The sequence below is a fragment of the Roseisolibacter sp. H3M3-2 genome (assembly GCF_029211165.1).
Classification (GTDB): Bacteria; Gemmatimonadota; Gemmatimonadetes; order Gemmatimonadales; family Gemmatimonadaceae; genus Roseisolibacter.
Genome location: NZ_JARGEK010000091.1, coordinates 1 through 14,707, shown reverse-complemented (window position 1 = coordinate 14,707; position 14,707 = coordinate 1). Strand labels below are relative to the sequence as shown.

Sequence of the window (14,707 nt, the reverse complement as noted above, 5' to 3'; positions counted from 1 at the left end):
ACTTCGGCGCGAGCGGCGGGCGGTCGAGCGGCGTGCGCGCGAGCCAGATCGCGGCGAGGTACGCGACGGCGGCGCCGGCGGCGATCCCCGCGCCGAGCGCGGCGCCGAGGATCGGGCCGTCGACGCGGCGGCGCAGCACGAACGCCCCCGTGGACCGGGCCATCGCGGTCTCGGCGGCGAGCTCGCGCTGCTTCTTGTTCGGCGGCTTGATGTCCGTCACAGGCGCTCCACGAGGATGCTGCCGGCGCCGGTGGCCTTGGCGCGGCGCTTGGCGTCGGCGGCGCGCACGCCCAGGTCGACGCTCGAGCGCCAGCGCGCCGGGTCCACCTGCAGCACGACCGCGGTGAGCGTGGCGAGCGGGAACTCGCGCAGCGTCCCCTGCCGGTCGAGCCCCGTGAAGCGGCCGCGCGCGGCGACCTCGGGGCCCACGCTGCGCTCGACCAGCCGGCGGAACGCGCGCTGCGCCTCGAGCACCAGGCGCTCGGCGCGCGGCGGCGCGGTGACCAGCAGGAAGTCGTCGCCGCCGATGTGCCCCGCGAAGTCGCCCTCGGTGCCGAGCGTGCCGCCGGCGGTCGCGACCGCCTCCTGCAGCGCGACGCCGGCGTCGCGGATCACCGAGTCGGCGACCGCGAAGCCGAACACGTCGTTGAACGGCTTGAAGTGGTCGACGTCGAGGTAGCACACCGCGAACGGCTGCCCGCGCGCGGCGCGGCGCGCCAGCTCGTCGTCGATCGCGCGGCTGCCGGGGAGGCCGCTGGTCGGGTTGCGGTCCCCCTCGCGGCGCACGAGCCGCACGAGGGCGCCGACGCGCGCGCGCAGCTCGCGCGGGTCGAACGGCTTGGCGAGGTAGTCGTCGGCGCCCGACTCGAACCCCTCGACCTTGGCGTCGATGTCCGCCTCCGCGGTGAGCATCAGCACCGGGATGCGCGCGGTCATCGGGTTCGCCTTCACGGCGCGGCAGACCTCGAACCCCGTCATCCCCGGCATCGACACGTCGAGGATCAGGAGGTCGGGCTCGCGCTCCCGGAGCAGGGCGAGCGCCGCCGGCCCGTCCGGCGCGAGCGCCACCTCGTGCCCCGACGCCTCCAGCAGGTCGCGCACCATCAGGCGCATCTGCTCGTGGTCGTCGGCGTAGAGGAGGTAGCTCACGGGGCGTGTGGCGGGCTTCGGGACGGCCCGGTAACTTCACGCGCTGGAATCGCTTGTGTCAACCGCGTCACCCTTCTCCGCCCGCCCCGCGATGCGCCCATCGGCGACCCGTCCGTTCGCTCCCCTCGCCGGCCGCCTCCCGGCGCTGGTCCTCCTCGCGGGCCTCGCGGGTCTCGCGGGCTGCCGGGGGAGCGGCGACGGCGCCGGCGACCGCCGCACCTTCCGCGACTCGCGCGACACGTACGACCCGCGCTCGCTCGACCCGGCGCTCTCCACCGACGTCCCCACCGGGCGCGCCGTGAGCTACCTGTTCGACGGGCTGGTGCGCTTCACCCCCGACGCGCGCGTCGAGCCGGCGCTGGCGACGCGGTGGGAGGTCTCCCCCGACGGGCTGACCTACACCTTCCACCTGCGCCCGGGCGTCACCTTCCACGACGGCACGCCGCTGCGCGCGCGGCAGGTGGCGCGCAGCTTCCAGCGCGCGCTCGACCCGACGGTGCGCGGCGGGCGCGGGTGGCCGCTGTACCCGATCCGCGGCGCGCGCGAGTTCGCCGACGGCAAGGCGACGTCGCTGGCCGGCGTGCGCACCCCCGACGACAGCACGGTGGTGGTCACGCTCACCGAGCCGCTCGCCATCTTCCCGAAGCTGCTCGCGATGCCGGTGGCGGCGATCGTCCCCGACTCGGTGGGCCCCGACTTCGGGCAGCGCCCCGTCGGCGCCGGGCCGTGGAAGTTCGTCGAGTGGCGCCACGACGACTACCTCAAGTTCGCCCGCTTCGACAAGTACTGGGGGCGGCAGCCGGGCGCCGACACGCTGATCGCGCGCATCATCCCGGAGCCGAGCACCGCGGTGGCCGAGTTCGAGAGCGGCACCGTCGACGTGCTCACCGTCCCCGAGGGGGAGACGCGCAGCTGGGAGCAGACGGACGAGAAGAGCGCCCGCCTGCAGAGCGCGCCCGCGCTCATCCTCTACCACGTCGCGATCAACACGACCAAGGGCCCGCTCGCCGACGCGCGCGTGCGCCAGGCGCTCAACCACGCGGTCGACACGCGCGCGATCCTCGAGCAGCTGCTCGCCGGGCGCGGCCGCCTCGCCGCCAGCGTCATCGCCCCCTCGCTCGACGGCGCCGACACCACGCGCCAGCGCTACGCCTACGACGTCAACCGCGCGAAGCAGCTCCTCGCCGAGGCCGGCCACGCCAACGGGATCGACGTCGAGCTGTGGTCGTCGCAGGACGCCACCCTCGCCCGCCTCGCGCAGAGCATCCAGGGATACCTGAACGCCGCCGGGATCCGCACGAAGCTGGTGCAGCGCGACGCCTCCGCCGTGCGCGAGGCCGCGCGCAACGGGCAGGCGCAGCTCTACGTGAAGACGTGGTACGCCGACTACCCCGACGCCGACGCGTTCCTGTACCCGCTCCTGCACAGCCAGAGTAAGGGCGTGGGCGGCAACTACTCGTTCTACGAGAACCGGGGCGTCGACAGCCTGATCGTGCAGGCCCGCCGCACACAGGACGACGCCCAGCGCGCCGCCCTGTCGCGCCAGGCCGACGCGCTGGCCCACGCCGACGCGCCGATGATCTACCTGTTCCACTACAACGAGCTGTACGCCGTGCAGCCGTGGATCCGCGGCTTCCAGGTCCCGACGATCTTCAACGGGCAGCGCTGGCAGGACGTGCGGATCGACGCGACGGGGACGCGATGACCGCAGTCGCGACCCCTCGGCGCTCGACGCTCGACGCTCCGGCCGCGCGCGCGACCGCGGCAGCGTCGAGCGTCGAGCGTCGAGCGTCGAGGGACTGAGGGGGCTCCATGCTGGCCTACGTCCTCCGCCGCCTCCTCCTCGCCGTCCCCACGCTGGCGGGCGTGCTCGTCGTCACCTTCCTGCTGCTCTTCGTCGCCCCCGGCGACCCGGTGCAGGAGATCGTCGGCGAGCGCGCCGACCCGGCGACGGTGCAGCGGCTGCGCGAGGAGCTGCGGCTCGACGACCCGCTCCCGACGCAGTTCGCGCACTACGCCGGCGGCGTGCTGCGCGGGGACCTCGGGCGCTCGTTCATCACCAACCGCCCGATCGCGCAGGACATCGCCGAGCGCTTCCCCAAGACGCTGCTGCTCGCGGGGACGGCCATGCTCTTCGCGTCCGTGCTCGGCATCGCCCTCGGCGTGCTGTCGGCGCGGAACCCCGGCGGCTGGATCGACCGGGTCGCGCTCGGCGGCGCCTACCTCGGGATCTCGTTCCCGGTCTACTGGGTCGGGCTGCTGCTGATCCTGCTGTTCGCCGTGCAGCTGCGCTGGCTGCCGGCCTCGGGGTACGGCGGGCTGCGCTACCTCGCGCTCCCGGCGCTCGCCCTCGGCATGCGCTCGATCGCGTTCCTGGCGCGCGTCACCCGCTCGGCGATGCTCGAGGTGCTCGGCGGCGACTTCGTGCGGACGGCGCGCGCCAAGGGGCTCGGCGAGCGCGCGGTGACGGTGCGCCACGCGCTGCGCAACGCGCTCATCCCGGTCGTCACGGTGCTCGGCCTCGACTTCGGGTACTACCTGACGGGGAGCATCCTCACCGAGACGATCTTCAGCTGGCCCGGGATCGGGCGCTACGTCGTGAACGCGATCGGCCGCCGCGACCTGCCGGCCATCCAGGGGGCGGTGCTCTTCCTCAGCGCGATCTTCGTGCTGGTGAACCTCCTCACCGACGTCGCGTACGCGAAGGCCGACCCGCGCGTGCGCTATGACTGAGGCGCGTGACTGAGCCGGCGGCACTCGCCGCGCTGCTCGCCGCGCAGCGGGCCGCGTTCGCCCGCGGCGCCCCGGACCACGACCGCCGCATCGCGGCGCTCGACGCGCTGCGCGACGGGGTCCGCGCGCACGAGGCGGAGCTGGTGGCCGCGGTCTCCGACGACTTCGGCGGCCGGGCCGAGGAGGAGACGCTGCTCCTCGAGCTCTTCCCCCTGCTCGACGAGATCAAGCACGCGCGCCGCCAGCTGAAGAAGTGGATGCGCCCGCGGTCGGTCCGGCCGCCGTGGTACCTGCTGCCGGCGCGCGCGCGCGTCCTCCACCAGCCGCTCGGCGTCGTCGGGGTGATCGGCGCCTGGAACTACCAGCTGCTGCTGTCGCTGTCGCCGCTCGTGGGGGCGATCGCCGCCGGCAACCACGTCATGGTCAAGCCGTCGGAGGTCACGCCGCGCACGGCCGACCTGGTGGCGCGCATCCTCGCCGAGCGCTTCCCGCGCGAGTACGTCGCCGGGGTGACCGGGGACGCCGACGTCGCGGCGGCGTTCTCCGCGCTCCCGTTCGACCACCTCTTCTTCACCGGCTCGACGCGCGTCGGGAAGCTGGTGATGAAGGCGGCCGCCGAGCACCTGACGCCCGTGACGCTGGAGCTGGGCGGGAAGTCGCCGGCCATCCTGCACCGCGACGCGCCGATCGAGCGCAGCGTCGGGCGGCTGGTGACGGGGAAGCTGTACAACGCGGGCCAGACCTGCGTCGCCCCCGACTACGCGCTGGTGCACCGCGACCGCGTGCCGGCGTTCGTGGAGGCGGTGCGCCGCACGGCGGCGGCGCTCTACCCGCGGCTGGTGGACACGCGCGACTACACCCGCATCGTGACGCGCGCGCACTGGGAGCGGCTGCGCGCGCTGGCCGACGGCGCGCGCGCGGCGGGCGCCGAGGTGCTGGAGGTGAACCCGGCCGCCGAGGCGTGCACCGCGGAGAACCGCGTCTTCCCGCCGACCGTGGTGGTGCGCGCGCCCGACGCGCTGGCGGTGATGCGGGAGGAGATCTTCGGGCCGATCCTCCCCGTCGTCGCGTACGACACGCTCGACGAGGCGATCGCCTACGTGAACGCGCGCCCGCGCCCGCTGGCGCTCTACTACTTCGACGACGACGCGCGGCGCGCCGACGAGGTGCTGGCCCGCACGACCTCGGGCGGCGCGGCGGTGAACGACGTGATCCTGCAGCTGGCCGTGGACGACCTGCCGTTCGGCGGCGTCGGGGCGAGCGGGATGGGGCACTACCACGGCTTCGACGGCTTCCAGACGTTCTCCAAGAAGAAGGGGGTCTTCGTGCAGAGCCGCCTGGCGTCGGGGGGGATGCTGCGGCCGCCGTACGGCGAGCGGTCGCGGAAGATCATCCGCGCGCTGCTGCGCGCGGTCGGGGGCTGACGTGGGCGCGGCCGCGGGGCAGGCGCCGGAAGTCCTGGTGGTCGGCGCCGGCGTGGTCGGCGCGAGCGTCGCCTGGCACCTCGCCGCGCGCGGCGCCGACGCGGTGGTGCTCGACGCCGGCGCCGGGCCCGGCGCCGGGAGCACGGCGCGCGCGACCGGCGGCTTCCGCCACCAGTTCGCGACCGCGCCCAACGTGCGGCTGTCGGTGCTGGCGCGCGAGCGGCTGCGCCGCTTCGCCGACGACACCGGAGGCGACGCGGGGTTCCGCGCGGTCGGCTACCTCTTCCTCGCGCACGACGCGGCGGCGCTGGCGGCGTTCCGCGCCGCGCGCGCGGTGCAGCACGCGTGCGGCGTCGCCGACGCGGCGGAGCTGACGCCCGAGGCGGCGGCGGCGCTCAACCCGCACGTCGATCTCGACGGCGCGGTGGGCGCGGCGTGGTGCCCGTCGGACGGCACCTTCCGGCCGATGCAGATCCTGCGCCGCTACCTCGACGACGCGGAGCGGCGCGGGGCGCGGGTGCGCTGGGAGGCGCGCGTCTCGCGCGTCGAGCGCGACGCCGGCGGACGCGTGACGCGCGTGCACGCGGGCGCGGAGTCGTGGGCGCCGCGCGTGGTGGTGAACGCGGCGGGGCCGTGGGCGGCCGGGGTCGCGGCGCTGTGCGGCGTCGACCTGCCGGTGCGCCCGGTGCGGCGGCAGATCGCGGTCACCGCGCCGGTGCCGGCGCCGCTCGACGACGGCTTCCCGATGACCATCTGGACGCGCGACGCCTTCCACCTGCGGGTGCGCGACGGGCGGGCGCTGCTCAACTGGCCGGTGGACACGCCGGGCGCCGGCGGCGACCCGTGGGACCTGACGCTGCACCGCCCGTGGCTCGACGCGGTGCGCGCCTTCGCCGACGCGCGCGTGCCGGCGCTGCGCGGCGTGCCGCTCGACGACGCGGCGCACTGGGTCGGGCTCTACGAGATGTCGCCCGACAAGACGCTGATCCTGGGCGTCGACCCGGCGTGCCCGAACCTCGTGCTGGCCAACGGGTCGTCGGGGCACGGGGTGATGCACGCGCCGGCGACGGGGCTGCTGGCGTCGGAGCTCGCGCTCGACGGGCGGGCGACGACGCTCGACGCGCGTCCGTTCCGCCCGACGCGCTTCGCCGAGGGGGAGGCGTTCCCCGTCAGCGACCTGCTGTAGCCAGCCCGTGCCCGCCGACCGGGGCGGTGACCGTCCCCGGCGCGAACGCCGCGATCAGCGGGCGCCCCTTGGCGATCGCCGCGCGCACCGACGGCATGGCCAGCGACGCCTGGTGGCTCGCCTGGTCGACCCACACCTCGGTGATCCAGATCGCGTCGGCGTCGGCGGGGTCGGTGGCGACGACGTAGCTCAGGCACCCCGGCATCCCGGACACGCCCTCGAGCAGGATCGCGATCAGCGCGTCCCGCTCGCCGGGCTTCGCGGTCATCTTGCCGATCAGTCCGTACATGCCCGCGGCGCTCCGGCGTGACGGGAGGGAGGAGGGGCCGGCGACGGCGAACGCCGCCGCGCCGGCGAGGAACTCGCGACGCCCGATGTGCATCACACGCGCGGTGCGGGTCAGTCGTCCTTCTGCCCGAAGATCTGCAGGTTCGAGCTGTGCCCCGGCGTCACCTTCTTCTCGGGGTAGATCCAGTGCACGGCCTGGTTCACCGCGATCGCGGCCTCCGAGAAGCCGGACGCGATCAGCTTGAGCTTCCCGGGATACGTGGTGATGTCGCCGGCGGCGTAGACGCCCGCGCGCCCGGTCTCCATCTGCGAGTTCACCACGATCTCGTCCTTGTCGAGCGTCAGCCCCCACTCGGCGAGCGTCCCGAGGTCGCTGACGAAGCCGAGCATCGGGAGGACGACGTCGGCCTGCACGTCGGTGACCTCCTTCGTCTTCACCTGGCGCAGCCCCACGTGCGTGAAGCGCTCGTCGCCCCCGTTCCGGCAGTGGATCTCGTGCAGCTCGTGGAACGTGTGCAGCGAGGCGCGGCCGGCGGCGACGTACTCCTGGAACTGCGTGACCGTCGCGCCGTGGGCGCGGAAGCGGTCGGTGCGGTGCGCGAGCGAGACGTGCGCCGCCTTGCCGACGAGCTGCGTCGCCCAGTCGAACGCCGAGTCGCCGCCGCCGATGATGAGGACGTGCTGGTCGCGGTAGGCGTCGGGGTCGGTCACGACGTCGAAGATCCCGCGCCCGTACCACGGCTCGGCGCACGCCTGCGGCAGCCGGCGCGGCGAGAAGGCGCCGATCCCCGCCGCGATCACGATCGCGCGCGTCGGGAAGCGGTCGGTGTCGGTGACCAGCACGAGGTGCTTCCCGTCCGCGTCCTCGACCTCCTCCAGCCCCACGACGCGCTGCTGCAGGTGCGACGGGAAGTTCCACCGCGCCGCCTGCTCGGCGAGCGACTTCACCAGGTCCTTGGCCAGGATCTGCGGGAAGCCGGCGACGTCGAAGATGTACTTCTCGGGGTAGAGCGCGGTGAGCTGCCCGCCCAGCTGCGCCAGGGCGTCCACGACCTGCGCCGTGGCGCCGCGCATGCCGGCGTAGAACGAGGCGAACAGGCCGGTCGGGCCGCCGCCGATGATCGTGATGTCGACGATGGGGTGGGTTGCCATGGCCCAAACCTAGTCGCCGGGGGCGGGGTCCCTGAAGGGCGGGAGTCGGGACTACGGGAGTCGACACGGCGGGAGTGGCGACCACGCCCTGCGCCGTCGCGACTCCCGTGGTGGCCACTCCCGCCGTGACGACTCCCGCCGTCGCCGTTAGGTTCTGGGCATGACCCTGAAGATCTACACCCGCACCGGCGACCAGGGCGGCACCGCCCTCTTCGGCGGCGGGCGCGTGCCCAAGGACGACCCGCGCGTCGAGGCCTACGGCGACGTGGACGAGCTGAACGCCTCGCTCGGGCTCGCGCGCTCCATCGAGCTGATGCCGCGCATCGACGAGGTGCTGGTCCCGGTGCAGCGCGACCTGTTCGCGATCGGCGCGCTGCTGGCCACGCCCGACCACGACAAGATGCGCGAGCAGCTGACCAAGGCGCGCATCGACGCCGAGCGGATCGCGGAGCTGGAGCACGCGATCGACGACTGCGACCGCGAGCTGGAGCCGCTGCGGAGCTTCATCATCCCCGGCGGCACGCCGAAGGCGGCGGCGCTGCACGTGGCGCGCACGGTCTGCCGCCGCGCCGAGCGGCGCGTGGTGTCGCTGGCGCACGACGTCGCACTCCCCGAGCTGGTGGTGCAGTACCTCAACCGGCTCTCCGACCTGCTGTTCATGCTCGCCCGCGTGGCCAACCGGCGCGCCGGCGCGGGCGAGGTCACCTGGTGAGCGCGTGGTGAGCGCGTGGTGAGTGCGCCCGGCGGCCTGCGCGACGCCGCCGAGGGACGACTCCCCTACCCCGTCCTGACCGGCGCCGGCGCGCTCGCGTCGCTCGGCGCCGTGGTGCGCGCGCACGCCCCGGCGCACCGCGTGGTGCTGGTGACCGACACGGCGGTGGCGGGCCACCACGGCGCGGCGGCCCGCGCGGCGCTGGGCGCGGCCGTCGGCGACCCGCTCGTGCTGACCATCCCGCCGGGCGAGGGGGAGAAGACGCGCGCGCGGTGGGCCGAGCTGACCGACGCCATGCTCGCCGCCGGCTGCGGGCGCGACACCACGGTGGTCGCGCTGGGCGGCGGGGTCGTGGGCGACCTGGCCGGGTTCGTGGCGGCGACCTACATGCGCGGCGTGCCGGTCGTGCAGGTGCCGACGACGCTGCTCGCGATGGTGGACGCCTCGGTCGGCGGGAAGACCGCGGTGGACACGCCGGCGGGGAAGAACCTGGTCGGCGCCTTCCACCCGCCGGCGGCCGTGCTCGTCGACCCGACCGTGCTGGCGACCCTTCCCGCCGCCGACCGGCTCGCCGGTGCCGCCGAGGCCGTCAAACATGGCGTGCTGGTGGACGGCGAGTACTTTCGGCGCGTCGCCGACCTCCTCCCCCTGCTCGGGTGTGCGCCGGATCACATCGGGCGTGACCCGGCGGGGTGGGCCGCGTCGGTGGAGGGGGTGGTCGCGCGCAGCGTGGCCATCAAGGCGTCGGTGGTCGCGCACGACGAGCGGGAGGGCGGCATGCGCAAGATCCTGAACTTCGGGCACACCCTCGGGCACGCGCTGGAGTCGGAGAGCGGCTTCGCGCTGCGCCACGGCGAGGCGGTGGCGGCCGGGATGGCGCTCGAGGCGCGCCTCGCCGAGCGGCTGGGGGTCGCCGAGCCGGGCACCGCCACCGCGGTGACGGCGGCGCTGACGCGCGGCGGGCTCCCCACGGGGCGGCCGGCGACGCTCGATCCCGAGGCGGTGCTGGCGGCGACGCGCGGCGACAAGAAGACACGGGCGGGGGTGGTCGAGTACGCCCTCCCCACCCGGATCGGCGCGATGGCCGAGTGCGGCGGACGGTGGGCGCTGCCGGTCCCCGACGCGCTCGTGCGCGAGGTGCTCGCCCCCGCGTGGGAGCCGACCGCGTGAGCGGCGCTCCGGTCGAGCGGCGACGGCCGCGCCGGCGCAAGGGCCCGACGCTGGCGACGCTCCTCGCCTGGGTCGTGGTGGCCGGGCTCGCGTCGCTGGCGCAGCTGGCACCGAAGGTCGAGCCCGAGCCGCCCGACGAAGAGGAGACGACGCCGGAAGGTGCCACGCGCCACGCGCCGGTCGCGGTCGTGGGCGACTGGCGGCACGCCCCGGTCGGCGTCGTGGCCGCTCGTCCCCCGGCGCCGCCCAAGCCGAAGGCCGAACCGAAGGAGCTGCCGCGCCCGTTCGCCGCGCTCCGGCTGGCCAGCAACCCGCTGCTGACGCCGCGCCTCGCCCTGCCGCGGGTGCTGCACCCCCGCTTCCCGGCGCTCAAGTCGCTGCTCACCCGCGCCCGACCCGGCCAGCCGGTCCAGGTCCGCCTCTCGGCGTACTGCCTCCAGGGGCGGACGCGGCGCGGGACGTACGTCCGCCCGGGGATCGTGGCCGCCGACCCGCGCGTCTTCCCGCTGGCGCGGCACGTCGAGCTGTACGCGGCCGGGCGCTACCTCGGGCGGTTCCGGGTCGAGGACACCGGGTCGGCCATCAAGGGGACGCGGATCGACATCTGGACGCCCGACTGCAAGGACGCGATCCGGTTCGGGATGCGGGACGGGGTGGCGCAGCTGGTGGCGGTCGGGGACTGACAACCCGGCTGCGCGTGGCAAGCCAATTGCCCTTGGTGTGGCCGCGGCCGCCTGCCGCCCGAGCCCCCTAGCCCTCCCGAGGAGCCCAGGCATGTCGTCCTTCGGCACCTACATGATCGGCTTCCTGCTGGTGATCGTCGGCCTCGCCGTCGGCGCCTACCTGCTGAACGTGCCCCCCACCTGGATCGCGGTCGGGGTCATCGTCATGATCGGCATCGGCGTCCTGACCGCGACCACCCGGACGCGACCCAAAGACCCGGTCTGAAACGACTTGGCCGCCGGTCCGCCGGCGGCCCGGCCCGTCACGCCCCCCCGTCCCGGCGCCACCGGCGGCGGTCGGGGCGTTTTTTTTCGTTGACGGGTCGCGAACCCGGCATTACCGTGGCGCCCCACACCCGCGAGGCCAGCGCGCGCGGGGGAAACCTCGCGCGCTTTTTCTACCTGTACCACGGTACACGGGGCGTCTATGCAGCGAGCGACCGAGGGCCGGACCAAGCCGTTCTTTCGTTCCTCCCCCTCCAGCGCGTTCGACCAGTACCTGCACGACATTCAGCGACTACCCCTCATCGAGGATCCGGCAGAGGAACGGCGGCTGGCCCGCCTGGCCCAGAAGGGCGACAGCGCCGCGGCGGAGCGGCTGGTGACGGCGAACCTCCGGTTCGTCATCTCCTACGTGAAGAAGTACCAGGGGCACGGCCTCGAGCTCAGCGAGCTCGTCGCCATCGGGAACGAGGGGCTGCTCAAGGCGGTCCGGAAGTTCGATCCCGACCAGGGGGTGAAGTTCATCTCCTACGCGGTGTGGTGGGTCCGGCAGGCGGTCCTCAAGGCGCTCGCCGAGCAGACGCGATCGGTGCGCATCCCCCTGAACCAGAACTCCGCGCTCATCCGGATGAGCCGCGCGGAGACGATCCTGGCGCAGGTCCTCCGCCGCGACCCGACGGACGAGGAGCTGGCCAAGCTGATCGAGGAGGAGCCCGAGGTCGTCCGCTCCGCCCGCCAGCTCTCGACCATCGAGGTCTCGCTCGACGCCCCGGTCGACCGCAGCGACCGCGACGCCAGCACCCTCGGGGAGCGCTTCGCCGACGAGAGCACCGAGGACATCGAGGACGCGACGCACCAGAAGCTGATGCGCGAGTCGCTCCACCACGCGCTCAAGCAGCACCTCACCCCGCGGGAGCGGAAGATCCTCGCGCTCTACTACGGACTCGAGGACGGGGCGGAGGAGATGACGCTGGAGCGGATCGGCGCCCTCATGGGGGTGACCCGCGAGCGCATCCGGCAGATCCGCGAGCGGGCGTTCGCCAAGCTCCGCGAGTCCGGCGACGGCGCCGCGCTCGCCGGGTTCTGGCACGCCGCCTGAGCCGCAGTTCCGAGCATCCTCGACGTTCGCGGGGGGCGCCCACCGATCGGGGGCGCCCCCCGCGCGCATCCGCCCCCTGCCGGCATCTTGGCCGGCCGGCCAGTCCGCATACATTGCGGAGCCTGACCGTCCAGCCAGGGGCGGCCCAGCCACACCGCCGCACCATGCAGCACGCCGCAGCGCCCTCCGTCCGCAGCATGTCCGCCCCCTACACCGCGCCCGCCGCCCCGCCGGCCGCCCCACGCGCCCTGCTGGTCGACGACGAGCCGGTCATCCGGCAGGCGCTGCGCCGCTTCTTCGTGCGGATGGGGTGGGAGGTCGACGAGGCCGAGGACGGGAACGAGGCGCTGCGGCTCCTGCTCGGGGAGCGCAGCGCGTGCTACGCCGTCATCATCTCGGACCTGCGCATGCCGGGCGTCTCGGGGATCGAGCTGCACGCGCGGCTCACCGAGGCGCGGCCGCAGCTGCTGGAGCGGCTGATCCTCTCGACCGGCGACTCGGTGTCGACCGAGGCCGCGGAGTTCCTGCGGCGGTCGCGCTGCCCGGTGCTGAACAAGCCGTTCGAGCTCGCCGAGCTGCGGGCGATGATCGCGCGCGTGCAGGAGTCCGCGGGCGGGAGCCCGCCCGCCGCCTGACGTCGCGCGGGCGGCGCGGGTAGGTTGCGGGGGTGTCGTCGCCCGCCCGCCTGCCGCTGTTCCCGCTGCCGCTCGTGCTCTTCCCCGGCGCGGCGCTCCCCCTGCACGTGTTCGAGCCGCGCTACCGCGCGCTGCTGGCCGACTGCCGCGCGGGCGACGGGCGCTTCGGCATCGTGACGGGCGGCGGCGAGGCGCCGCGCGCGGGCGCCGTCGGCTGCGTCGCCGAGCTGCAGGACGTGGCCGCGCTCTCCGACGGGCGGGCGAACATCCTGGTCGAGGGCGGGGCGCGGTTCGTGGTCGTGCGCGTCGTGGCGATCGGGACGCCGTACTTCGTCGCCGAGACCGAGCCGGTCGAGGACGTGGTCGACGCCGCCGCCACGCTGCGGACGCTCGACGCGCGGGTGCGCGACGCCTTCGGCCGCGTGGCGCGCGCCGCCCGCTCGCTCGCCGACGACAGCAGCCCGCTGCCGGCGCTCCCGGCCGACCCGGGGGCGCTGTCGTTCGCGGTGGCGGCGGCCGTCGACCTCGGGCTGACGGCGAAGCAGCGGCTGCTCGCGTCGCGGTCGGCCGCCGAGCGGCTCTCGGAGCTGGACGCGCTGCTGACGGCCGCGCTCCCCGCGGTCGAGCGGCGCGCGGAGGTGCACGCCGGGGCGCGGAGCAACGGCAGCGGGCCGCACGCGCCGCCGACGGGCTGATGGCGGGGACGATCCGCGAGACGACGGCGGCGACGACGGACGCGCCGCCGCTGGACGCCGCGGCGACGTACGCGGTGGCGGCGTCGCTGACCGCCGCCGTCGGCGCGCGCCACGCGCTGCGCCGGCCGAGCGCGCTGCGCGTCTACGACTCCGACGGGCTCCCGGGCTACCACCGGCAGCCGGCGCTGGCGGTGTTCCCCGGGACGCGCGACGAGCTGGTGGCGGTGGTGCGCGCGCTGGCGGCGGCGGGGGCGCCGTTCGTGGCGCGCGGCGCGGGGACGGGGCTCTCCGGCGGCGCGCTCGCCGACGGGATCGTGATCGTGGGGCTCAACCGGCTGAACCGCGTGCTGTCGGTCGACGCCGAGAACCGGCTGGCGGTGGTCGAGCCGGGGGTGGTGAACGTGACGCTGACGCGCGCGGTGGCGCCGTTCGGGCTGCACTACGCCCCCGACCCGTCGAGCCAGAGCGCGTGCACGATCGGCGGGAACGTCGCCGAGAACGCGGGCGGGCCGCACTGCCTCAAGTACGGCGTGACGCTCAACCACGTCGCGGCCTGCACGGTGGTCCTCCCCGACGGCGACGTCGTCGTCCTCGGCGACGCCGACGGCGACGCGGCGGGCTACGACCTGCTCGGCGCCTTCGTCGGCAGCGAGGGGTGCTTCGGGATCGCGCTCGACGTGACGGTGCGGCTGTCGCCCGACCCGCAGGCGGTGCGCACGCTGCTGGCCGACTTCGCGGCGATGGAGGACGCGGCGCGCGCGGTGTCGGGGATCGTCGCCGCCGGGATCGTCCCCGCGGCGTTGGAGATGATGGACGGCGCGGCGATCCGCGCGGTCGAGGCGTCGGTGTACGCCGCCGGCTACCCGACCGACGCGGCGGCGATCCTACTGTGCGAGCTGGACGGGCTCGCGGCCGGCCTCGACGCCGACGCGGCCCGCGTCGCCGAGCTGTGTCGCGCCGCCGGCGCGCGCGGCGTGGCGGTGGCGAGCGACCCGGCGCAGCGCGCGCGGCTCTGGCAGGGGCGCAAGAAGGCGTTCGGCGCGATGGGGCGCATCGCGCCGCACCTCGTGCTGCAGGACGCGGTCGTGCCGCGCACGCGCCTCCCCGAGGTGCTGGCGCGCATCGCGGCGATCGGCGACGCGCACGGGGTGCGCATCGGCAACGTGTTCCACGCCGGCGACGGGAACCTGCACCCGAACATCAGCTACGACGCGCACGACGCCGACGAGAGCGCGCGCGTGCACGCGGCGATGGGCGAGGTGATGCGCGCGTGCGTGGACGCGGGCGGCACGATCACCGGCGAGCACGGCGTCGGGCTCGACAAGCGCGACTACATGGACGCGCTGTTCGACGCGCCGTCGCTGGCCGCGATGTGCCGGCTGCGCGAGGCGTTCGACCCGGAGCGGCGCGCGAACCCGGGGAAGGTCGTGCCGGTGCACGCGTGCCGCGAGTGGCGCGCCGCGCGGGCGCTGCGCCGCGCGGAGGCTGGGGCGTGACGGCCGCGGCGCCCGCGCTCCCCG

Annotated in this window: 16 protein-coding genes; 12 read left to right on the top strand and 4 right to left on the bottom strand. The window is 75.1% G+C overall.

The features are described from left to right. Both PYV61_RS09915 and PYV61_RS09910 read right to left on the bottom strand, forming a co-directional pair. Positions 1–220 (bottom strand): hypothetical protein (locus tag PYV61_RS09915; RefSeq protein ID WP_275830904.1); only part of this gene is annotated, 220 nt, incomplete at its 3' end. Next, positions 217–1,149, bottom strand: a complete 933-nt coding sequence (locus PYV61_RS09910) for a response regulator (protein WP_275830901.1) — start codon at positions 1,147–1,149, stop codon at positions 217–219. The genes PYV61_RS09910 and PYV61_RS09915, both read right to left, overlap by 4 nt. Before the next feature lie 91 nt (positions 1,150–1,240). Between PYV61_RS09910 and PYV61_RS09905 the strand changes: the two genes are divergently transcribed. The 4 genes from PYV61_RS09905 (at position 1,241) to PYV61_RS09890 (ending at position 6,492) form a co-directional block, all read left to right on the top strand. Then, entirely contained in the window at positions 1,241–2,854 is a 1,614-nt protein-coding gene (locus PYV61_RS09905; protein ID WP_275830899.1) for an ABC transporter substrate-binding protein, read from the top strand. 107 nt (positions 2,855–2,961) lie between these two features. After that, a complete protein-coding gene (locus PYV61_RS09900) occupies positions 2,962–3,882 on the top strand; it encodes an ABC transporter permease (protein WP_275830897.1) in 921 nt (306 codons plus the stop codon). Between the two features lie 5 nt (positions 3,883–3,887). Beyond that, positions 3,888–5,306: a coniferyl aldehyde dehydrogenase gene (locus tag PYV61_RS09895; protein ID WP_275830895.1), complete on the top strand. Its 1,419-nt coding sequence runs from the start codon at positions 3,888–3,890 to the stop codon at positions 5,304–5,306. A gap of 1 nt (position 5,307) precedes the next feature. Then, the gene (locus PYV61_RS09890) at positions 5,308–6,492 is read left to right on the top strand and encodes an FAD-dependent oxidoreductase (RefSeq protein WP_275830893.1); all 1,185 of its coding nucleotides are present in this window, start codon (positions 5,308–5,310) and stop codon (positions 6,490–6,492) included. Here PYV61_RS09890 and PYV61_RS09885 read toward each other — a convergent pair. Continuing rightward, positions 6,476–6,874, bottom strand: coding sequence for a putative quinol monooxygenase (locus PYV61_RS09885; RefSeq protein WP_345785228.1), 399 nt, complete (start codon positions 6,872–6,874; stop codon positions 6,476–6,478). The two genes, PYV61_RS09890 and PYV61_RS09885, sit on opposite strands and share 17 nt — an antisense overlap. 17 nt (positions 6,875–6,891) lie before the next feature. Beyond that, positions 6,892–7,932 carry an NAD(P)/FAD-dependent oxidoreductase gene (locus PYV61_RS09880; RefSeq protein ID WP_275830889.1) on the bottom strand — a complete coding sequence of 347 codons (1,041 nt, stop codon included), beginning with the start codon at positions 7,930–7,932 and terminating at the stop codon, positions 6,892–6,894. A 166-nt stretch (positions 7,933–8,098) separates the two neighbouring features. Here PYV61_RS09880 and PYV61_RS09875 point away from each other — a divergent pair, with 166 nt between their 5' ends. From PYV61_RS09875 to PYV61_RS09840, 8 genes are all read left to right on the top strand, one after another. After that, positions 8,099–8,644, top strand: coding sequence for a cob(I)yrinic acid a,c-diamide adenosyltransferase (locus tag PYV61_RS09875; RefSeq protein ID WP_345785229.1), 546 nt, complete (start codon positions 8,099–8,101; stop codon positions 8,642–8,644). Between the two features lie 18 nt (positions 8,645–8,662). Next, positions 8,663–9,814 (top strand): 3-dehydroquinate synthase, encoded by a 1,152-nt coding sequence (aroB, locus tag PYV61_RS09870; protein WP_275830885.1) that lies wholly within the window; start codon positions 8,663–8,665, stop codon positions 9,812–9,814. Beyond that, the gene (locus PYV61_RS09865) at positions 9,811–10,497 is read left to right on the top strand and encodes a 3D domain-containing protein (protein WP_275830883.1); all 687 of its coding nucleotides are present in this window, start codon (positions 9,811–9,813) and stop codon (positions 10,495–10,497) included. Before aroB ends, PYV61_RS09865 begins: the two co-directional genes overlap by 4 nt. 91 nt (positions 10,498–10,588) lie before the next feature. After that, entirely contained in the window at positions 10,589–10,762 is a 174-nt protein-coding gene (locus PYV61_RS09860) for a hypothetical protein (protein WP_275830881.1), read from the top strand. A 201-nt stretch (positions 10,763–10,963) separates the two neighbouring features. Next, positions 10,964–11,857, top strand: coding sequence for an RNA polymerase sigma factor RpoD/SigA (locus PYV61_RS09855; RefSeq protein WP_275830879.1), 894 nt, complete (start codon positions 10,964–10,966; stop codon positions 11,855–11,857). A gap of 197 nt (positions 11,858–12,054) precedes the next feature. After that, positions 12,055–12,492, top strand: coding sequence for a response regulator (locus PYV61_RS09850; protein ID WP_275830877.1), 438 nt, complete (start codon positions 12,055–12,057; stop codon positions 12,490–12,492). A 32-nt stretch (positions 12,493–12,524) separates the two neighbouring features. Beyond that, entirely contained in the window at positions 12,525–13,187 is a 663-nt protein-coding gene (locus PYV61_RS09845) for an LON peptidase substrate-binding domain-containing protein (protein WP_275830875.1), read from the top strand. Continuing rightward, positions 13,187–14,683, top strand: a complete 1,497-nt coding sequence (locus PYV61_RS09840) for an FAD-linked oxidase C-terminal domain-containing protein (protein WP_275830873.1) — start codon at positions 13,187–13,189, stop codon at positions 14,681–14,683. Before PYV61_RS09845 ends, PYV61_RS09840 begins: the two co-directional genes overlap by 1 nt. Positions 14,684–14,707 lie beyond the last annotated feature (24 nt).

What these genes read in the sequence shown, in the direction of transcription:
- PYV61_RS09855 (WP_275830879.1), top strand. Translation starts at nt 10,964, where the DNA reads ATGCAGCGAGCGACCGAGGGCCGGACCAAGCCGTTCTTTCGTTCCTCC.
- PYV61_RS09850 (WP_275830877.1), top strand. Translation starts at nt 12,055, where the DNA reads ATGTCCGCCCCCTACACCGCGCCCGCCGCCCCGCCGGCCGCCCCACGC.
- PYV61_RS09880 (WP_275830889.1), bottom strand. Translation starts at nt 7,932, where the DNA reads ATGGCAACCCACCCCATCGTCGACATCACGATCATCGGCGGCGGCCCG.
- PYV61_RS09905 (WP_275830899.1), top strand. Translation starts at nt 1,241, where the DNA reads ATGCGCCCATCGGCGACCCGTCCGTTCGCTCCCCTCGCCGGCCGCCTC.
- PYV61_RS09885 (WP_345785228.1), bottom strand. Translation starts at nt 6,874, where the DNA reads ATGCACATCGGGCGTCGCGAGTTCCTCGCCGGCGCGGCGGCGTTCGCC.
- PYV61_RS09860 (WP_275830881.1), top strand. Translation starts at nt 10,589, where the DNA reads ATGTCGTCCTTCGGCACCTACATGATCGGCTTCCTGCTGGTGATCGTC.
- PYV61_RS09840 (WP_275830873.1), top strand. Translation starts at nt 13,187, where the DNA reads ATGGCGGGGACGATCCGCGAGACGACGGCGGCGACGACGGACGCGCCG.
- PYV61_RS09900 (WP_275830897.1), top strand. Translation starts at nt 2,962, where the DNA reads ATGCTGGCCTACGTCCTCCGCCGCCTCCTCCTCGCCGTCCCCACGCTG.